Source organism: Cellulomonas sp. (assembly GCF_017744555.1).
Classification (GTDB): Bacteria; Actinomycetota; Actinomycetes; order Actinomycetales; family Cellulomonadaceae; genus Cellulomonas.
On sequence record NZ_JAGIBD010000001.1, the window covers coordinates 119,927 to 139,796 of the forward strand.

Consider the following 19,870-nt stretch of genomic DNA (forward strand, 5'->3'; position numbering starts at 1 on the left):
AGCCGCGCTGCCGCCGCGAGGGGAACGATCCCGACCCGTGCCGCTGACGCCGCCCCGGCGACGAGCCCGGTGGTGAACCTGCCGCTGCGCCCGTCCGGTCAGTCGCGCTCGAGCTCGTCGTCCTTCGGGTGCAGCAAGTCCTCGGCATCCACGATCGTGTAGGCGTACCCCTGCTCCGCCAGGAAGCGCTGCCGGTGGGCCGCGAAGTCCTGGTCGACGGTGTCGCGCGCGACGACCGTGTAGAAGTGCGCCGTCTTGCCGTCGGCCTTGGGCCGCATGATCCGGCCGAGCCGCTGCGCCTCCTCCTGGCGGGACCCGAACGAGCCGGACACCTGGATGGCGACGGACGCCTCGGGCAGGTCGATCGAGAAGTTCGCGACCTTCGACACGACGAGCTTGTGGATCTCGCCGTTGCGGAACGCGTCGAACAGCCGCTGCCGCTCGCTCACCCGTGTCTCGCCCGTGATGAGGTCGGCGCCGATGTGCTCGGCGAGCTCGTGGAGCTGGTCGAGGTACTGGCCGATGACGAGCACCTGGTCGCCGGTGTGCTTCGCGACGAGCTGCTCGACGACCTTGTTCTTGCCCGCGGCGGTCGCCGCCAGGCGGTACTTCTCCTCCGGCTCGGCCGTCGCGTACGCCATGCGCTCGCCGTCGGGCAGCGTGAGGCGCACCTCGATGCAGTCGGCGGGGGCGATGTACCCCTGCGCCTCGATGTCCTTCCAGGGCGCGTCGAACCGCTTGGGGCCGATGAGGCTGAACACCTCGTCCTCGCGGCCGTCCTCGCGCACGAGCGTCGCGGTGAGGCCGAGCCGGCGGCGCGCCTGCAGGTCGGCCGTCATGCGGAAGATCGGCGCGGGCAGCAGGTGCACCTCGTCGTACACGACGAGGCCCCAGTCGCGGGCGTCCAGCAGCTCGAGGTGCGTGTAGACGCCCTTCCGCTTCGTCGTGAGCACCTGGTACGTCGCGATCGTGACCGGGCGGATCTCCTTGCGGGCGCCCGAGTACTCGCCGATCTCGTCCTCGGTCAGGGTCGTGCGCTTGACGAGCTCGTCGCGCCACTGCCGGGCGGAGACCGTGTTCGTCACGAGGATGAGCGTGGTGGTCGACGACTTCGCCATCGACGCCGCGCCGACGATCGTCTTGCCGGCCCCGCAGGGGAGCACCACGACGCCCGACCCGCCGTGCCAGAACCCCTCGACGGCCTGCTCCTGGTACGGGCGCAGGTGCCAGCCGTCCTGCTGCAACGCGATCGCGTGCGCCTCGCCGTCGACGTACCCGGCGAGGTCCTCGGCGGGCCAGCCGAGCTTGAGCAGCACCTGCTTGAGGTGCCCGCGCTCGGAGGGGTGGACGACCACGTCGGTGTCGTCGACCCGTGCGCCCAGCAGACCGGCGGTCCGCTTGGACCGGACGACCTCGGCGAGCACCGCGGCGTCGAGCGCGTGCAGCACGAGCCCGTGCACGGGGTGCTGCACGAGCTGCAGGCGCCCGTACCGGGACATCGTCTCCGCGACGTCGACCAGCAGCGCGTGCGGCACCGGGTAGCGCGAGTACTCGAGCAGCACATCGACGACCTGCTCGGCGTCGTGGCCGGCGGCCCGCGCGTTCCACAGGCCCAGCGGCGTGAGCCGGTACGTGTGCACGTGCTCGGGGGCACGCTCCAGCTCCGCGAACGGCGCGATGGCCCGTCGGCAGGCCTCGGCCTGGTCGTGGTCCACCTCGAGCAGCAGCGTCTTGTCGCTCTGCACGATCAACGGGCCGTTCGTCACGGGCTCTCCTCTTCTCGGGTGACCGACGCGATGCGGTGCACCGCGATGGTCAGCTCCGCCTCGCGGGCGGGGTCCACGGCGCGCACGCGACCCCCTTCGACGAGCACGGGTCGCAGCAGCCGCTTCTCGGTGAGGCCCTGGGGCCCGACGAGCTCCACCCACACGGGTGCGCGCTCGGCGGCCGCCTCGCGCAGCAGCACCAACGCCCCGGCGGGGTCGGCTGTTCCGGCGATGGTGCTCCTCGCCTGCTTGCCGGGCGTCACGGGAGCGGGGGCGGCCGCCGTGTGGTCGTCGTCGGCGCGGCGCAGCCGGGGGACGAGCGCGGCCAGCCGGTCCGCGGGCAGGGCCTCCTGGGGCCCGACGACGGCCGCGGCGTCCGCCGCCCGACGTCGCGCCGCGGCCGCGCCACGACGCCCGACCCGGCGCACCTCGGGCGTCAGGTGCAGCACCTGTCCGTCCGGCCCCTCCGCGACGGGCGCGAGCCCGACGTCACGCAGGACGTCGACGAGCTCGCGCGTGCTCGCCTGCGCGACCAGCACGGTCGGGGCGAGCGCCACGAGGCCGAGGTCGGAGAACCGGGGGTCGTCGACGAGGCCCGCGAGCAGCGTGGGGTCGTCGGCGCGCAGGTAGCTCGACGCGGCACCGGCGCGCAGCCGCCCGTGCCGGCGGGCCGCGTCGCGGACCAGGTACTCGAGCGGCTGGGGGACCGGGCCGCGCGCGTGCGCCTGGAGCTCGGCGAGCAGCGCGTCGGCCGTCGACCCGGCGTCGAGCGCGGCGCGCACCGAGTCGGCCGTGAACCGCACGGTCACCGCGCCGCCGCGTGACTCGACGCGCGCGGTGCGGTCGAGCAGGTCCTCGAGCGCGGCGGACGGGCGGCCCGGCACGATGCCCGTGAGGTCGCCCTGCAGCAGCACCTCGTCGACGGCGGACGGCAGGGAGGCGGCGAGCGCGGCGGCGGCGTCCTCGCCCGCGACGAGCGCACGGCCCGCGTCGGACAGCGCACCCGCGCCCAGCACGCCGAGCAGCCCCGCCTCGTGCAGCACCGCCTCGACCGCGTTCGTCGGCGGCACCGAGCGGGGCGTGCGCCAGCGCAGCACCTCGAGCACCTGCGGAGCGGTCAGCGCGACCCCACGGCCCGCGTCGGCAAGCGTGCCGAGCACCGTCGCACGCAGCCGCGGGGCCCACGCCCGGACGAGCTCGGGGTCGAGCGCGGCCCGCAGCGCGCTGCGCTCGTCGCGCGTGCCGACCAGCCACGCCGCCCGCGGGGAGATGAGCCACGCGTGCGCCAGCGCCGCCCACCGGTCGGCCACGTCCTGGCCCCACCAGTCGTCGACCGCGACCGTCGGCACGAACGACGGGACCTCCTCGCCGTCGTCCGCGACGAACCCCGCGGCGCCCGCGAGCTCGACGACGAACGCGGCCTCGCCCTCGTCGACCTCGAGCACCGCCGCGGTCCGCTTGAGCTCCCGGACACCCAGGCCGCCCGCCCGCAGCACGGGCGGCGGCGACTGCTCCCACGACCGCGCCAGCCGCGCGACGAGGCGGGCCACCCGTTCACCCGCGGCGGCGGACTCGGACGCGACGAGCGCGTCGGCCCGGACGGCCGCGTCGTGCGGCAGGGGCGGGGCGGTCGCCGGGCTGCGGTGGGTGCGGCCGCCGCGCAGCGTGAGCGCGACAGCCCGCGGCAGCAGCACGTGCTTGGTGTCGCCCGGGACGAGCAGGCCGTGCCGCAGCAGCCAGGTGACGGCCGTCGCGGTGGGGCTGCCCGGCGACGGCGACAGGCCGACCGGCGGGCCCCACGTGAGCGCGTCGAGCACCTGGCGGGCACCCGCCGGGGCGTCGTCGAGCAGCGTGCGGACCACGTCGGGGTCGGTCGGCGGGTGCACCGCGCGGTGGTGGTCCACCGGGGCCAGACCCGCCGGGTACGGGCCGAGGGCCTCGGGCAGCCCGGGAGACGGGTGCAGCGCCGCGTCCGGGTCGGTGTCCTCGGGGAAGACGAGCGCGCGCGCCTCCGCCGCCCGCAGCGCGCCTTCGACGGCGGCGGTGGCGGCCTCGTCGGCGGTCCCTGCGACCGCACGCACCACCTGCGCGGCCGACACGGGCCCGGACTCGTCGAGCGCGACCACGGCCTCGAGCACCTGGAGGACGCCCGCGTCGACGGACGCGAGCGCGCGGTCGAGGCTCGACCGGCTCGTCGCGCGGACCGCCAGCGACGACAGCGTCGACGGCGACGGGGCGGCCAGGTCGGGGCGCAGCCGCAGCAGGGCGACGAGCTCGTCGTCGCTGCGCGCCCGCAGGTACCCCGTGAACGTGGCCATCCGCACCACGATACGTGCGCTGGGTGCCCGCCCGGCTGCCGGGTGCGGGTTCCGGTGCGGCGGTGGTCGCCGAGTCCGGTGGGTGTCGCCGAGTCCGGTGGTTGTCGCCGAGTCATGGGGTTGCAGGCGCCGGACTCGGCGACAACCCACGGACTCGGCGTCGGGCCCGGCGACCGAGTGGCTCATCGACGGTGTCGCGCCCAGGCTGGTGCTCGGGTCCGCGGCGGTCGGGCTCACGGTGTCCGACGTCGGCTCCTGGCCCGTCCCGGAGCGGTTCGTGCACCATGTCGACACGCTCGCCTGCACGCGCGCGAGCGAGCCCCTCGTCACCCCGGAGGCCACGCGTGACCACCCTGATCGACGCCGACGTCCTCGCCGGCCTGCGCGCCGACGCCGCCGCCCAGCTCCCCGAGATCGCCGCGCTGCGGCACGCCCTGCACCGCACCCCCGAGCTCGGCCTCGACCTGCCCGCGACGCAGCGCCTCGTGCTCGACGCGCTCGCGCCGCTCGGACTCGAGGTCACCACCGGTGACCGTCTGTCGTCGGTCGTCGCGGTGCTGCGCGGCGACCGGCCCGGTCCGGCGGTGCTGCTGCGCGGCGACATGGACGCGCTACCGGTGACCGAGGACAGCGGCGAACCGTTCTCGTCCGAGAACCCCGGCGTCATGCACGCGTGCGGGCACGACCTGCACGTCGCGGGGCTCGTCGGGGCCGCCCGCCTGCTCGCCGCCCGGCGCGCGGCGATCGCGGGGTCGGTCGTCCTCATGTTCCAGCCCGGCGAGGAGGGCGACCACGGCGCCCGGCTCATGATCGAGGAGGGCGTGCTCGACGCCGCCGGGTCCCGCGTGGTGGCCGCGTACGGGCTGCATGTCCTGTCGTCGATGCTGCCCGCCGGGCTGGTGACGTCCCGTCCCGGCACGATGCTCGCGGCCGCCGACACCGTCCACGTCACCGTCACGGGCCGCGGCGGTCACGGGTCCATGCCGCACCTGGCGGCCGACCCCGTGCCCGTCGCCGCCGAGATCGTGCTCGCACTGCAGGCGATGGTCACGCGGCAGTTCGACATCTTCGACCCCGTGGTCGTCACCGTCGGCCGCATCGAGGCGGGGACGACCGACAACGTCATCCCGTCGACGGCCCGGCTCGAGGCCACGGTCCGGACGTTCTCCGAGGCCGTGCACGCCGTGGTCCCCGAGCGGCTCGCGCGGCTGTGCGAGGGGATCGCGGCCGCGCACGGCATGACCGTCGACGTCGACTATCAGCGCGGGTACCCCGTGACGTCGAACACCCCGGCCGAGGTCGACCGCGCCGCGGCCCTCGCGCGCGGCCTGCTCGGCGACGAGGCGTACCACCCCGCGCCGCAGCCGCTGTCCGGCGCCGAGGACTTCTCCTACCTGCTGCAGGAGGTGCCCGGCGTCTACCTCGGGCTCGGGGCCACGCCCGTGGGGGAGGACCCGCAGACCGCCGCCTACAACCACTCCGCCCAGGCCCGGTTCGCCGACGAGGCGCTCGCGGTCGGCCCGGCCGTGCTCGCCGCCCTGGCGCTCGACCGTCTCGCGGAGGGCTGACCGCGCGGGGTCGCCCCGTCCGGGGCGCGCCCGGTGCCTGTGGCGCGCTCCGCACGCGGCGGGCCCGGTAGCCTGGAGGGTCAGGACGTTCTTACTTCTCTCACGACAGGGGTCTGCCGTGCCCACCGGCAAGGTCAAGTGGTTCGACACCGAGCGCGGCTTCGGTTTCATCGCCGGCGACGACGGCGGCGAGGTCTTCCTGCACGCGTCGGCTCTCCCCGAGGGCGTCGTGCCCAAGCCCGGTACCAAGGTCGACTTCGGCGTCGCCGACGGTCGCCGCGGCCCCCAGGCGCTGTCCGTGAAGATCCTCGACCCGCTGCCGTCGGTCGCGAAGGCCGCCCGCAAGCCGGCCGACGACATGGCGGTCATCATCGAGGACCTCATCAAGGTGCTCGACAAGGTCGGCAACGACCTGCGTCGCGGCCGCTACCCCGAGAAGGCCCGCGCCACGCAGTACGCGACGCTGCTGCGTGCCGTGGCCGACGACCTCGAGGCCTGACGGTGGCCGCAGCGACGAAGGACGCCGTGCTCGGGTCGGCCGTCGACCTCGCGCGCGACGTCGCGATCGGCATCGCCGAGCAGCCGTCGGACGTCGGCGACTACCTCGGCCTCGTCGTCGAGGGCGAGCGGCTGGTCTCCCACCGGTTCGCCTGCAACGCCAAGGGCTACCGCGGCTGGGAGTGGACCGTCACGGTCGCGCGCGTGCCCCGCGGCCGGTCCGCGACCGTGTGCGAGGCCGAGCTGCTGCCCGGCGAGGACGCGATCCTCGGTCAGGCGTGGGTGCCGTGGGCCGACCGGCTGCGCCCCGGCGACATCGGTCCCGGTGACGTGCTCCCGTTCAAGGCCGACGACCCCCGTCTCGAGCCCGGCTGGACGCCCACCGGTGACCCCGAGCTCGACGAGGTCGCGATCGACGAGCTCGCGCTCGCCCGCGTGCGGGTGCTCTCGCCCCAGGGCCGTGACGAGGCCGCCGAGCGCTGGTACCGCGGGTCGCACGGCCCGACGACGGCCGGTGCGCTCGCGTCGTCCGCCGCGTGCGGGTCGTGCGGGTTCCTCGTGCCCCTGCAGGGGTCGCTCGGCACCGTGTTCGGGGTCTGCGCGAACGAGTGGTCGCCCGACGACGGCCGCGTCGTCAGTCTCGACCACGGGTGCGGCGCCCACTCCGAGACCGACGCCGGGACGCCGCCGAGCGACTGGCCCGCGCCAGCGCCGCTGATCGACGAGCTGCTCGTCGAGGTCGTCGACCGCGGTGCACCGCGCGGCGAGCGGGACCGGGCGGCTGCTGCGACGGCCGCGGTGACCGCGGACCTGCCGGTCGACGTCGCCCCGGTCGAGGACGCCCCGGTCGAGGACGCCGCGGTCGAGGACGCGTCGGTCGAGCAGGCCCCGGTGGACGAGGCGCCCGTCGAGGACACGCCCGTCGACGACACGCCCGTCGAGGACATGCCCGTCGAGGACACGCCCGTCGAGGACGCGCCCGTCGAGGACGCGCCCGTCGAGGACACGCCCGTGGAGAGCGCCGCGCTCGACGAGGTGCCCGCGGAGGAGCCTCCGGTCGACGAGGTGCCCGCCGAGCAGGCTCCGGCCGACGAGCCGCCGACCGAGCCCGAACCGGAGCGGTGACCGCCGACGCCTTCGGCACGGCGGCCCTGCGGGCTGCCGTCCTGGGGGCGTGGCGCGCGCTGCCCGCGAGGTTGCGCGAGGACGCCAACACGGAGGAGGACCACGCCCGCGGGTACTACCGCGACCGCGTGCTCGTCGAGCTCGCGCAGAACGCGGCGGACGCGGCGGCACGCGCGGGTGTGCCGGGGCGGCTTCTGCTGCGGCTCGTGCAGGCCGAGGGCGGCACGGTGCTGGTCGCGGCGAACACCGGGGACCCGCTCGACGCGGAGGGGGTCGCGTCGCTCGCGTCGATGCGGGCGTCGTCGAAGCGCCCGGACGGGCGGAACCGGACCGTGGGGCGGTTCGGGGTCGGGTTCGCGGCGGTGCGGGCCGTGGCGGACGAGGTCTCGGTGCTGTCGACGAGCGGCGGCGTGCGGTTCTCGGTCGCCGACACGGCGGAGCTGCTCGCGCAGGTCGCGGCGGAGGTGCCGGTGCTGGCGGACGAGGTGCGTCGCCGCGACGGTCAGCTGCCCGCCCTGCGGCTGCCGCTCCCCGCCGACGGGCGGCCGCCGACGGGGTACGACACCGCGGTGGTGCTGCGGCTGCGCGACGAGGTGGCGGCCGACGAGGTCCGCGGGCTGCTGCGCGACGTGGGCGACCCGTTGCTGCTGGGCCTGCCGGCGCTCGTCGAGGTGCTCGTCGAGGACCTCACGTCGGACGTGCCGCCGCGCCGGGTCGCGGACGTCGAGCAGCGGTGGGTCGTGGCGTCGGACGAGGGGGAGCTGCCGCTCGCGCTGCTCGCGGACCGGCCCGTCGAGGAGCGGGCGGCGCGCGACTGGCGGGTGACGTGGGCGTTGCCCCGGCACGGCACGGACCCCGCCACGCGCGTGGTGCACGCACCGACCCCGACGGACGAGCCGAGCACGGTGCCGGCGCTGCTCGTCGCGACCCTGCCGCTCGACCCGACGCGGCGGCACGTGGCGACAGGTCCGCTCACGGACGCGCTGCTCGACCACGCGGCCGACGTCTACGCCCGGCTGGCGACCGACGTGGCGGCCGCGGGTGGCGACGTGCTCGCGCTCGTCCCGACCGGGTTCGCGGCGGGAGCGCTCGACGGCGACCTGCGCGCGCGCCTCGTCGACCGGCTGACGCGGACGCCGCTGCTGCGCCCCGCCGAGGCCCCGGAGGACGCCACGGACGTCGTCCTCGTCGCGCCCGGCACGGCCGTCGCGCTGCAGGGTGCGGCGGGCCACGACACCCGCGCGCTCGCGGCACTGGGCCGTCGCCTGGCCGGGCTCGTGCGGCTGCCCGCCGGCCGGGACGCGCAGGCCCGCACGGTCGGGGTCGAGGTGCGCTCGCTCGCGGACGTCGTCGAGGACCTGCCGGGCGTCGTCGACGCCGACTGGCGGGACCTGTACGACGCGCTGGCCGGCCTCGCGGGCGATCCGCAGGCCCGCGAGGCGCTCGGTGCGCTACCGGTGCCGCTCGCGGACGGGCGGGTCGTGCGGGGTGCGCGGGGCACGCTCGTGCTGCCCGAGGAGCTGGCGGAGCGCCTCGAGCCGGACACGCTGCGCACGCTCGGCCGGTGGGGCGTCCGGGTGGTCGACCCGGCGGCCGAGCACCCGGTGCTCGTGCGGCTCGGCGCGGTCGACGCCGACGCGGCCGAGGTCCTCGCGCAGCCGGCTGTGCGGCGGGCGGTGCTCGCGCAGGCGGACGACGACGACCTCGCGACCGTCGACGAGGTCACCGACGCGGTCCTCGCGCTCGTGTCGGCGGCGACCCACGACGACGACGCGCCACCGCCGCCGTGGCTCGGCCTGCTGACGATCGACGCGGCCGACGGGGAGCCGACGCCGGCCGACGGGCTCGTGGTGCCCGGGTCGGTCGCGGCGCGTCTGCTCGACGACCGCGTGATGGCTCCGGTCGCGGTCGCCGTCCTCGACCGGTGGGACGAGCGCACGCTCACCGCCGTCGGGGTGCGCGCCGACCTGGTGCTCGTGCGCGTGCAGGACGTGGTCGTCGACCCGCTCGCGCTCGACACCGACGCGCAGGACGACGCGACGCTGGCTGCCCGGTCGCTCGACGGCTGGGAGGACTACCTGGTCCACCTCGCGGAGCGCCTCGGCGCGGGCGCCTACGTGGGGGAGGCGACGGCGGTGGCGGACCTCGACGCGGTGGCCGACGGTGCGTGGCCCGACGTGCTCGAGCGTCTCGCGACCGTGCCGCGGCTGCGCCGGGCGCTCGTCGAGCCCGTGCGGGCGGAGCTCGGCGGGACAGCGCCGTCGTACACCGCGTGGTGGCTGCGTGAGCGCGCGGGGCTCGGGCTCGGCGGGCCGTTCGCGATCGGGGAGGCCGTCGCCGGGGTGCTGTCGCCCGTGCCGGACGTGCTCGCGCGCGTCGACGAGGGCGTGCAGCGCGCGCTGGGCGGCGTCACCGCGTTCGACGAGCTCGACGGGACCGCGTGGAGCGAGCTGCTCGCCGGGTGGGGTCCCGCCGGGTCGCCCGTCGCGCCGTCGGTCGCGGTGGCCGTGTGGGCGGCGATGGCGCCCGACCGCCCGCCGGAGCTGGTGCCCGCGCTCGTCGCGCCGGACCGGGTGGCCCTCACGCACGCCGAGGACGTGGCGGTCGCGGGTGCGCCCATGTGGTGCCAGCGGACGGACGTGGCGGCGATCGTCCCCGCGGCCGACCCGCGTGCGGCCGCGGAGGCGCTCGACGTCGCGCTCGTCGAGGAGCTCGCGGACGGGCTCGTCGGAGGCGACCCGGGCGAGACGGCCGACGTGCCGGACGTCGTGCGGACCGTGCTGCCGGACGCGCCCACGACGTGGGTCGAGCACGAGGACCTGCTCGTCGACGGCACGCCCGTCCAGTGGTGGGTCGAGGGGACGGGGAGCGGGGCCGTCGTGCACGCGGTGCACGTCGAGGGCCTCGCCGCCGGGCTCGCGCAGGCGGCCGGGCGGTGGGCGGACCGGCACGTCGTCGAGGCGCTGCTCGTCGACCCGGGCCGTGCGGCCGCGGTCGCGCTCGACGCCGCGTGGCGGCCGCCGCAGGGACGCTGACGGCCCGGGCCCGGACCCTCGTGGGATCCGGACCGGGCCGTGGGGTGCGGGGTCTCAGCCCGCCTGCGGCGTCGCGAGCGCGGTCGCCGTCGCGAGGGCCTCGGGGATGGCCGCGAGGTGCGTGTGCGCGATCTCGATGGGCTCCCAGCCGGCGGCGCGGACGCCCGCGGTGTCGTTCTCCTCGTGCGCGAGGACGGCGGCGAGCACCGGGCCGAGAGGGCCCGTCTGGTCGCGCATCGCGTCGGCGATCGCGTCCGAGACGCCGGAGCGCTCGATGATCGAGTCGACGCTGATCTGCAGGTGCGACGCGACGGCCGAGAGCATGCCCACGGTGTAGCCGGCGTCGGAGTTCGTGAGCCGCGCGACGGTGAGGGCACGCGTCAGCACCGACCACAGGGGCCCGACCGATGCCGCGCGCGCGTCGACGATCGACGCCATCGCGAGCGCGAACAGCTGGCGCGGACCCACGAGCACGACGGCCTGGCGGACCGAGTCGATGTGCCGGCGCACGCCCGTCGCGCTCGAGTTCACGAGGTGCAGCACGCGCATCGTGAGCTCGGGGTCGGTGCTGATCACGCGGACCACGGCGTCCTGGTCGGGGTACTCGGCGCTGAGCAGCCGCACGAGCTCGAGGCACTGCACCTGGCCCGCGGACAGGGGCCGCTCGTTGTCGGGCCGGCGGCGCTCGAACATGGGCCCCTGGAGCAGGTCGGCCCCGGCCTCCAGCGCGAAGTGGACGCGGTCGGTGTTGTCGGCGCGCTCCGCGATGACGGTGGCACCCTCGCCCTTGGCGCGCTCGACGAGTGACGCGAAGTCGTCGTGCTGCTTCACCAGGTCGACCTTCACGTAGTCGACGAGCGTGAGCATGCGGTCGAGCCGCGAGGAGCCCGCGTACTCGCCGAGCGCGAGGCCGTAGCCGGCCATCTTGAGCGTCGCGGCGAGGTCGTACGCGTCGGGGCGGATCGCGAGCTCGCCGGGGATCTCGAGCACGAGCCCGTTGCCGGCGTACGGGATCTCGACCTCGTCGCCGAAGATGCGCCGGGTGGCCCGCAGGACCAGGAGCTTGTCGCCCGTCAGGAGGTCGGGGTCGAGGATCCGGTACTGGGCCTCGACCTGCTGCTCGACGCGGTTCTCGGGCTCCTCGGAGCCGTCCGCCGCGAGCACGACACCGCGGACCGCGTACCCGAAGACGGAGCGGTCCGGGTGCACGACGGGCTGGCGGTGGATGACCGCCGAGCCGACGCGTGCGGTCGGTTCGTCCAGTGCATACATGGTGCTCCCCAGATGGCGACGACGATCTACGGTCTACATCGGCAGGCCGCGGCCTGGGATGAGGGGAAAGCGGTCGGGTCAGCCGACCGGCGCACGCAGCGGCCGGTCCTCGTCGAGGACCGACTGCACGGCGCGTCCCGTCCGCCGGTCCACGAGGACCGGGGCGAGCAGGTTGGCGGTCGGCGCTGCGCCGTCCGTGCCCGGGTGCACCACGACGAGGAGGACGACGTCGGCGGGGTCGGTGTCGGGACCGAGCGCGGACGCGTCGACGACCGGGTGGTAGTCCGGGAAGTAGAGCGTGGGGCTCACGACGAACAGCCGCACCTCGCGCGCCGCGTCGTCGCCGTCGGGGACCGACCGCAGCGCGAACAGGGTGGCCGCGTCGTCGAGCGCGTCGAGCACGTAGTGCTCGCGGCCGGGCAGGCCCGGGAACGCGACGACCAGGTGCAGGTCCGCGGGCACGTCGCACGTGTCGCCGGCGACGGCGACGCGGACGGTGGCGGGCGCGAGGTTCATCGGAGGAAGTCCATCAGACTCGGCTGCAGGACCTTGCCCGCCGCGCCGAGAGCGCCCTGATATGCGACCTCCTGCATCTGCAGCCCGAGGATCGTCTCGGCGAGGTCGATGTCCTCGATGCCGGACAGCTGCGACTTGGTGGTGAGCTGCTGGCCCGTGATCGACGTCTGCGCCGACCCGATCTGGTTCTGCCGGGCGCCGACCGCGGACACCTCGGTGAGCATGGCCTCCATGCGGGCGTCGATCGCGTCGAGGTGCTGCGTGGGGTCGCCGCCCGCGCGGAGCGTCGCGGACACCTGGTCGAGCAGCGCGAACACCGAGCCGGCGCCCTGGCCGAAGACCTGCGAGCCGTCCGAGTCGACCCGCACCGTCATGGCCTGGCCCACGCGGCGCTCGACCGGGGCGCTCGTCGGGGTGCCGGTCCACGCGTAGGTGGTCGTGTCGAAGGCCTTGCCCGCGTCCGACGTGCCCGAGAACACGGAGCGGCCCACGTACGTCGCGTTCGCCTGGTCCATGATCGTGTCGCGGACCCCGTCGAGCTCGGAGGCGAGCGCGTCGCGCGACGTCTGCCCGAGCGCGCCGTCGCCCCCCTGGACGGTGAGGTCGCGGGCCCGGCGCAGCGCGGCGAGCGACGACGTGAGCGCCGAGTCGACCGTGGTGAGCCACGAGTCGCCGTCGCTCGCGTTGCGGGCGTACTGCGTGAGCGCGCGCTGGTCGCCGCGCAGCCGCAGCATGTCGGACGCGCCGGCGGGGTCGTCGGACGGGACGTTGATCTTCTTCCCGCTGGACATCTGCGCCTGCAGCGTGGCCATCGTGGAGAGGTTGCCCTGCAGGTTCGCCAGCGTCTGGCGCTGGATGGTCTGGTGCGTGATGCGCGAGATCATGGGCCGTTACCTTCCGACCAGGCCGGTGCGGTTGATGAGCGTGTCGAGCATCGCGTCGACGGCGGTCAGGACGCGGGCGGCGCCCTCGTAGGCGCGCTGGAACGCGAGCATGTTCACGGTCTCCTCGTCGGTGTCGACGCTGGTGATCGCGAGCTGCTGCTGCTCGGCGGTGGCCCGGGCGGCCTCGGCGACGGTCGCTCGCGAGCCTGCGCTCGCGGTGCGGACACCGAGCTCGACGACCGTGGCGCTCCACAGCGCGTCGGGGCCGGTCCTCGAGGTGCCCAGCCCGGCGAGGGTGTCGCCGACCGAGCCGTCGAGCGCGCCGGCGCCCGGGGCGGCGACGGCGATGTCCACGGGGTCGGTGATCGCGACGCGCAGACCCATCGCGGGGGACTGGCCCGGTGCGAACGTGAAGAAGTCGGTGCCGGTCGTGCCCGCGGTGGTGACCGCGCCGGTGTGCAGCGCGTTGACCTGGGTCGCGATGGCCGTCGCGAGGTCGTCGTACCGCGCGGCGGCCTCGGTGAGGATGCCGCCGGTGCCCGCGGCGTCGGGCGGTGCGAGGACGGACAGGAGACCCGCGACGCGGCCGGAGTCGAGGCCGACCTGCTGCGTGGGCCGGTCCGCCCAGACGACCGTGACGGCCTGGCCGGGCGTCGAGGTGTCGCCGGTGGCCTGCTGGAACGTGGTGGCCCCGGTGACGGCGATCGCGTGGGGGCGGTTGCCGTTGACGAGCATGTTGCCGGCGACCATGACGTCGAGCTGCCCGTCGGCACGCTGCGAGACGGTCGCGCCGACGAGCGAGGACAGCTGCGTGACGAGCAGGTCGCGCTGGTCGGCGAGCTCGTGCGCGGTGCCGCCCGCGTTGGTGATCTCGAGGATGCGGGCGTTGAGGTCCGCGACCCCCGCGGCGGTCGTGTTGACCTCCTCGACGAGCGAGGTGGTGGTCGACCGGGCCTGCGTCCACTGCGTCTGGGCGGCTGTGTAGAGGGTCTGGATGCGGCCGACCACGGCCTGCGAGTTCTCGAGGAGCACGGCGCGCGCCGAGCCCTTGTCCGGCGTGTTGCTCACGTCGCCCCACGCGCTCCACATCGCGGACAGCTGCGTCGACAGGCCCTGCGCGCTCGGCTCCGCGGTGCTCGACTCGAGCGTCGTGTACGCCTCCGCGCGGGCCTTGAGGTAGGCAGCGCCGCCGGTCTGGGTCCGCAGGCGCGCGTCGACGAACGAGTCGCCGAGGCGCTGGATGCCGGACACCCGGGTGCCCTCACCGGTGCCGTTCGGCACGGAGAACATCGACGGCACCTGCGCCGCGGGCAGCGACGACAGGGTCGCGCGCTGGCGGGTGTAGCCGACGGTGTTCGCGTTCGCGACGTTCTGGCCGGCGACGTCGAGGGCCTGCCGCTGGGCGATCAGCGAGCTCAGCGCGGTGCTGAGTCCGGAGAAGGTGCTCATGGGGTCGGGGCTCCTCAGAAGGTGCGGTCGACGAGCTGCGCGACGCGCTCGGAGGGGGCGGACTGGCCGGTGCCGTCGTACGTGCTGACGTCCTGCAGCGACGCGAGCGTCTCCTGCGTGGCGCGGTGGGACATGCGCAGGAGCTCGCGGTTGCCGTCGGCGAGCTGGCCGATCTCGGCGCTCAGCGACGCGAACGCGTCGCGGTGCGCGCGCAGCAGCTCGTCCCACGGCGCGGGGGCGTGCTCGGCGAGCATGGCGAGCGACGAGCCGGGGAGCAGGCCGAGGTGCATCGCCGCGGTGTCGGCGGCGACGGCGCGGCCGAGCTCGGCCTGACGGATCTCGTCGAGCACGGTCTCCACCTCGCGGGTCGCGTGGGACAGCCAGCGCGAGCGTCCGCTCGTGAGGATCATCTGCTCCTCCTCGAGCTTGAACAGGAGCAGCTCGAGCAGGTTCCGCTGGTGCCACAGCACCTCGGAGAGCCCGTTGAGGGGCATCGGGGGTCCTCCCAGTCCGGCGTCGCGCTCCGGTTGCTCGGCGCGCGTCTGACTGAGGTATCGGCCGGGTCTGTCGGTTCCTGACGACTTTGCGGGCGGATTCCCGCAGCGGCGATCGTCGAAGCGGTTCCGCGCGCTATCTCCCGACGGTCCGGAAGTGTCGGGATTCCGTGGCGGTGTGATCTGCGTCACACTCGTCTGGCCGAAGTGGCAGCACCCACGTGGGCTTTCCCCGACTTCCTTCCGATTTGCCTACCGGGCAGTCAGAACTCACCCGGTTGCCCGGAGATATCGATGCGGTCAAGCACTCAAGGCCGGTCCACGAAGGGCCGACCGACCTGAAGTGACAAGCACCACAGAGACACCCGAGCAGCTGGTCCTGCAGAACCTCCCGCTGGTGGGGTATGCCGTCAGCGAGCTGCTGCACCGCGTCCCGCCAACGGTCTCCCGCGACGAGCTCGCCAGCGCCGGCAGCCTGGCGCTCGTGCTCGCCGCGCGTGCGTACGACCCGTCCACCGGGGTGCCGTTCGCCCGCTACGCGTCCCTGCGCATCCGCGGCGCGCTCGTCGACGAGCTGCGCTCGATGGACTGGGCGTCGCGCGGCGCGCGGCACCGGGTCCGCGAGCTCACCGCGACCACCGAGCGGCTCACCGCCGTGCTCAAGCGCCGCCCGACGCGCGAGGAGCTCGCGGAGGCGCTCGGCACCGACGTCCGCACGGTCGACGCCGCCGCGCGCGACGCCGAGCGCCGCGTGCTGTCGATGGACGCGACCGAGGGCATGGGCGCGACGCTCGTCGCCGACCCCGCCGCCGGCCCCGAGGAGGCGCTCCTCGTCGGCGAGCAGCAGGTCTGGCTCCGCGCCGCCGTGCAGTCGCTGCCCGACCGGCTGCGCACCGTGGTCGAGGGGATCTTCCTGCAGGACCGGTCCGTCGCGGAGCTCGCCGACGAGCTCGGCGTCACCCAGTCCCGCATCAGCCAGCTGCGCACCGAGGCGCTCGCGCTCCTCAAGGACGGCATGAACGCCGGCCTCGACCCCGACCTCGTGAGCGCGCCCGCGCGCCCCGACGGCGTCGCCGAGCGCCGCCGCCAGAGCTACTTCGCGGCCGTCGCCGCCCGCGCCGCGCTCGCCACGGCCGTGCCCACCTCGGCGCGGATGTCGGGCGTCCCGACCCAGCGCAGCACCACCGGAGCGGCCGACGACGCCCGCACGCCCGCGGCCAGCAGGACGGCCTGAAAACTCGTCGCAGAAACTCCTCACACCGGGTCGGCGCTGCCGATGGAAGGGGTACGCCCACGGATGGGCAGCTCTGACCCGACACATGGAGGAAGATCACGATGGGTCTCTCGATCAACCAGAACATCGCGGCCACCAACGCGTACCGCAACCTGAGCAACACCCAGAACGACCTCGCGAAGTCGCTCGAGAAGCTCTCGTCGGGCTTCCGCATCAACCGTGCGGCGGACGACGCGGCCGGTCTGGCGATCTCCGAGGGTCTGCGCTCGCAGGTCGGTGGCCTCAAGGTCGCCGCCCGCAACGCTCAGGACGGCATCTCGGTCGTGCAGACCGCTGAGGGCGCCCTGACCGAGGTCCACTCCATCCTGCAGCGTGTCCGCGACCTCGCGGTGCAGGCCGGTAACGACTCGAACAACGCCGACGCCCGCACCAACATCGAGACCGAGGCGACGCAGCTCGTCTCCGAGCTCGACCGCATCTCGGGCTCCACGAACTTCAACGGCACCAAGCTCCTCGACGGCTCCGCCGGCGCGGGCTCGGGCAAGCTGACGTTCCAGGTCGGCGCGGACGGCGACGCCAACTCGCAGATCGTCGTCGACCTGTCGGGTGCGAACATCAGCGCGCTCGCGACGGACCTGAAGACGGGCGCCCTCGCGACGTCCGGCACGCAGTTCAACATCGCCGCGGCGGGCGTCTCCGCCCTGGCGACCACGCCGGCGACCTTCACGGTCACCAAGGGTGGCGTCGCGACGACGATCACGACCGGCACGCTCAACGACACCGCTGACGGCTCCGCCGCCAACTTCCAGTCGGTGGACGAGTACGCCAACGCGCTGCGCAACGACGCTGCGTTCGCGGCGAACTTCTCGGTCTCGGTCGTGAAGGACGCCAACGGTGCCGGCACCGGCATCGTGGTCTCCGCCCTCAACGGCGGTGCGGTCGGCACGGCCGACCCCGACGGCGCGGGCGCGGGCTTCACCGCGGTCGGCACCGCGGGTGCGACCTCGACGATCGGCCTGAAGTTCGACAGCCCGACCAACGCCCAGGCGTCGATCTCGCTGCTGGACGACAAGATCAAGTCGGTCTCCACGGCTCGCGCCAACCTCGGTGCGTACCAGAACCGGTTCGAGCACACGATCAAGAACGTCAACGTCGCGATCGAGAACCTGTCGGCCTCGGAGTCCCGCATCCGCGACACGGACATGGCGTCGGAGATGGTCTCCTTCACCCGCGCGCAGATCCTGTCGCAGGCCGGCACGGCGATGCTCGCGCAGGCCAACCAGATCCCCCAGGGCGTGCTCTCGCTCCTGCGGTGACCTGACCGGTGACCACCCGGTCACCACGTGAACGCACCGGTGGCGGGTCGGCGAAGGCCACCCGCCACCGGTGTCTCACCCCCACACGAACGGACGGACGGACTCCTACATGGCAGCCATGGGCATCGACGGTCTGGTCAGCGGCCTGAACACGACCGACCTGATCAACCAGCTCATGCAGGTCGAGTCGGCCCCGCAGACGCTCCTGAAGTCCAAGCAGACCGAGACGACGAACCTCGTCACGGCCCTGCAGGCGCTCAACACCAAGGTGTCGTCGCTGTTCGACGCCGCCACGAAGGCCGCCACGGCCACGAGCTGGTCCGCGACGAAGGCCACGTCCTCCGCGACGTCGGTCACCGCGACCACCACGACCGGCGCGCAGCCGACCGAGCTCTCGTTCACGGTCGACAAGGTCGCCCGCAGCCAGGTGTCGCTGACGCCGGCGTTCACCGACCTCGCGACCCTCACGGGCGGCGCGAGCTCCCTGACCTTCCGCAAGCCCGACGGCACGCTCACCGAGGTCGCGGTCGGCGCCGACGCCGCCGCCACGGCGCGCGCGATCACCGCGTCCGGTGCGGGCGTGAACGCGGTCGCCGTCAAGGTCGACGGGCAGACGCGGCTCCAGCTGACCAGCACCTCGACGGGCGAGGCGGGCGGCTTCGAGCTGTTCGCCGGCACCAAGGCGCAGGTCACGGGCGGCACCGCCACGGCCGTCCCCCTCACGCACACGCGCACCGCGCAGGACGCCGCGATCACGCTGTGGTCCGGCTCGGCGGCCGCGCAGCAGGTGACCTCCTCGACGAACACGTTCTCGGACGTGCTCGCGAACACGTCGATCACGGTGTCCGCGGTCGAGACCGACCCCGTGACGCTCACTGTCAAGCGGGACGACGCCGCGCTGCAGTCCCTGGCCTCGGGGCTCGTCGGCTCGCTCGGCGTCGTGCTCTCCGAGATCACGTCCCGCACCGCCACGACGACGACCAAGGGCGACGACGGCCGCACGGTCATCTCGGGCGGCCTGTTCTCGGGCGAGAGCGGCATCCGCGGGCTCCAGCAGCAGCTGCAGTCCGCCGCGTCCTACCCGGTCGGCGGCGTCTCGCCCTCGACCGTCGGGTTCGTCGTCGGCAAGGACGGCACGTTCACGTTCGACCAGGCCAAGTTCACCGCGGCGCTCACCGCCGACCCGGACAAGGTCCAGAAGGTCATCTCGGGGCTGGCGCAGCGCGTCGCGGACGTCGCGAAGAAGGCGTCCGACAAGGTCGACGGCACCCTCACCCTGCAGATCACGGGCCAGCAGGCCGTGGTCAAGGACCTCGGTGCCCAGATCGACAACTGGGACATCCGCCTCGCGCAGCGCCGCGAGGGCCTGCAGGCGACGTACTCGCGCCTCGAGGTGTCGCTGTCCAACATGCAGTCCCAGTCGAGCTGGCTCGCCGGCCAGCTCGCCTCGCTCTCGAGCTCGAGCTGACGGAAGGGTCACTGATGCCTGACATCCGTTCCCGGTACATGGCCGACGCGGTCGCCACGGTCGGCCCCGCCCGGCTGCTCACGATGCTCTACGACCGCATGCTGCTCGACGTCGACCGGGCCGTGGAGGCGCTGCGCGCCGACGACCGCGGCGCCGCGACCGGCCACCTGGTGCACGCGCAGGAGATCGTCGCCGAGCTCATCGTGAGCCTCGACGAGAAGGCGTGGGACGGCGGCCCGCAGCTCATGTCGATCTACCGGTTCCTGCTCTCCGAGCTCATCGAGACCGGTTCGCGCGGCGACGTCGAGCGCGCCCTGGCGTGCCGCAGCCTCATCGAGCCGCTGGCCGAGGCGTGGCACGAGGCGGCCCGGTCGCTCGCGCACGTCGACGTCCCGACCCAGCCCGACGCGCCGGCGCTCGAGACCGCGACGTCGGTCGGCCTGCTCGGCGTCGGCTGACATGAGCACCGTGGTGGCCGAGGTGGACGGCTGGCTCGCCGCCTGGACGCACGCGCTCGACGCGATCGAGCTCGACGTCGCGGCCGCCGAGGAGCTGCTGCGCACCGCGCACCTCACGCCCGTGCAGGAGGTCGCCGCGGCGTCCGTCTGGCACCCGCCGACGGAGCTCGGCCCGCTGCCCGCGGCCCTGCACGTCCGGGCGTCCGCGATCCTCGAGCGCCAGCTCGACGTCGCGCGGCGCACCGCCGACGCGCTCGCGTACTCCCGACGGCATCTCGCGGCCGCCGACCTCGCGCGCCCGCGCCCGCTGGAGACGCCCGTCTACGTCGACGAGCAGGCCTGACCTCGGGGTTCACCCGGGCAACTTTCAACCCGGTGACGAAAGTCTTCTGAAACATCTCAACGCCCGCCGGAACCCTCCGATGGGCAGCATGAGCACGGATCGCTCGCGCAGCAGGCCACGGATAGG

16 protein-coding genes are annotated in these 19,870 nt (G+C 74.6%); 9 read left to right on the forward strand and 7 right to left on the reverse strand.

Annotation, left to right across the window (positions count from 1 at the left end; translation table 11 throughout):
* Positions 1–98: 98 nt before the first annotated feature.
* Together J7523_RS00540 and J7523_RS00545 are read right to left on the reverse strand one after the other, a co-directional pair.
* On the reverse strand, positions 99–1,766 hold the full coding sequence (locus J7523_RS00540) for a DNA repair helicase XPB (RefSeq protein ID WP_291881142.1): 1,668 nt from the start codon (positions 1,764–1,766) through the stop codon (positions 99–101).
* Positions 1,763–4,084 carry a helicase-associated domain-containing protein gene (locus J7523_RS00545; RefSeq protein ID WP_291881144.1) on the reverse strand — a complete coding sequence of 774 codons (2,322 nt, stop codon included), beginning with the start codon at positions 4,082–4,084 and terminating at the stop codon, positions 1,763–1,765. Before J7523_RS00545 ends, J7523_RS00540 begins: the two co-directional genes overlap by 4 nt.
* Positions 4,085–4,437: 353 nt before the next feature.
* On the opposite strand from J7523_RS00545, the gene J7523_RS00550 reads away from it, so the two are divergent.
* From J7523_RS00550 to J7523_RS00565, 4 genes are all read left to right on the forward strand, one after another.
* Entirely contained in the window at positions 4,438–5,652 is a 1,215-nt protein-coding gene (locus J7523_RS00550) for a M20 family metallopeptidase (RefSeq protein WP_291881649.1), read from the forward strand.
* Between the two features lie 118 nt (positions 5,653–5,770).
* Positions 5,771–6,151, forward strand: coding sequence for a cold shock domain-containing protein (locus J7523_RS00555; RefSeq protein WP_203757514.1), 381 nt, complete (start codon positions 5,771–5,773; stop codon positions 6,149–6,151).
* A 2-nt stretch (positions 6,152–6,153) separates the two neighbouring features.
* The gene (locus tag J7523_RS00560) at positions 6,154–7,275 is read left to right on the forward strand and encodes a DUF3027 domain-containing protein (protein ID WP_291881145.1); all 1,122 of its coding nucleotides are present in this window, start codon (positions 6,154–6,156) and stop codon (positions 7,273–7,275) included.
* Entirely contained in the window at positions 7,272–10,310 is a 3,039-nt protein-coding gene (locus J7523_RS00565) for an ATP-binding protein (RefSeq protein WP_291881147.1), read from the forward strand. Before J7523_RS00560 ends, J7523_RS00565 begins: the two co-directional genes overlap by 4 nt.
* A 54-nt stretch (positions 10,311–10,364) precedes the next feature.
* On the opposite strand, the gene J7523_RS00570 is transcribed toward J7523_RS00565, so the two are convergent.
* From J7523_RS00570 to flgN, 5 genes are all read right to left on the reverse strand, one after another.
* Positions 10,365–11,582, reverse strand: coding sequence for an HDOD domain-containing protein (locus J7523_RS00570; protein ID WP_291881148.1), 1,218 nt, complete (start codon positions 11,580–11,582; stop codon positions 10,365–10,367).
* A gap of 78 nt (positions 11,583–11,660) precedes the next feature.
* Entirely contained in the window at positions 11,661–12,098 is a 438-nt protein-coding gene (locus J7523_RS00575) for a flagellar assembly protein FliW (RefSeq protein ID WP_291881151.1), read from the reverse strand.
* On the reverse strand, positions 12,095–12,982 hold the full coding sequence (gene flgL / locus J7523_RS00580; RefSeq protein WP_291881152.1) for a flagellar hook-associated protein FlgL: 888 nt from the start codon (positions 12,980–12,982) through the stop codon (positions 12,095–12,097). The genes J7523_RS00575 and flgL overlap by 4 nt, the downstream gene beginning before the upstream one ends.
* 6 nt (positions 12,983–12,988) lie before the next feature.
* Complete coding sequence (gene flgK, locus J7523_RS00585; RefSeq protein ID WP_291881154.1) at positions 12,989–14,431, reverse strand: flagellar hook-associated protein FlgK; 1,443 nt, start codon at positions 14,429–14,431, stop codon at positions 12,989–12,991.
* Between the two features lie 14 nt (positions 14,432–14,445).
* The gene (flgN, locus tag J7523_RS00590; protein WP_291881155.1) at positions 14,446–14,925 is read right to left on the reverse strand and encodes a flagellar export chaperone FlgN; all 480 of its coding nucleotides are present in this window, start codon (positions 14,923–14,925) and stop codon (positions 14,446–14,448) included.
* Positions 14,926–15,268: 343 nt separating this feature from the next.
* Here flgN and J7523_RS00595 point away from each other — a divergent pair, with 343 nt between their 5' ends.
* The 5 genes from J7523_RS00595 to J7523_RS00615 all read left to right on the forward strand — a co-directional run bounded on the left by J7523_RS00595 (position 15,269) and on the right by J7523_RS00615 (position 19,744).
* Positions 15,269–16,159, forward strand: a complete 891-nt coding sequence (locus J7523_RS00595) for a sigma-70 family RNA polymerase sigma factor (protein WP_291881157.1) — start codon at positions 15,269–15,271, stop codon at positions 16,157–16,159.
* Positions 16,160–16,260: 101 nt separating this feature from the next.
* Complete coding sequence (locus J7523_RS00600) at positions 16,261–17,475, forward strand: flagellin (RefSeq protein ID WP_291881159.1); 1,215 nt, start codon at positions 16,261–16,263, stop codon at positions 17,473–17,475.
* 109 nt (positions 17,476–17,584) lie between these two features.
* Positions 17,585–18,943 carry a flagellar filament capping protein FliD gene (fliD, locus tag J7523_RS00605; RefSeq protein ID WP_291881160.1) on the forward strand — a complete coding sequence of 453 codons (1,359 nt, stop codon included), beginning with the start codon at positions 17,585–17,587 and terminating at the stop codon, positions 18,941–18,943.
* Between the two features lie 14 nt (positions 18,944–18,957).
* Positions 18,958–19,401 (forward strand): flagellar export chaperone FliS, encoded by a 444-nt coding sequence (locus J7523_RS00610; RefSeq protein WP_291881161.1) that lies wholly within the window; start codon positions 18,958–18,960, stop codon positions 19,399–19,401.
* 1 nt (position 19,402) lies between these two features.
* Positions 19,403–19,744 carry a hypothetical protein gene (locus J7523_RS00615; RefSeq protein WP_291881162.1) on the forward strand — a complete coding sequence of 114 codons (342 nt, stop codon included), beginning with the start codon at positions 19,403–19,405 and terminating at the stop codon, positions 19,742–19,744.
* Positions 19,745–19,870: the final 126 nt, after the last annotated feature.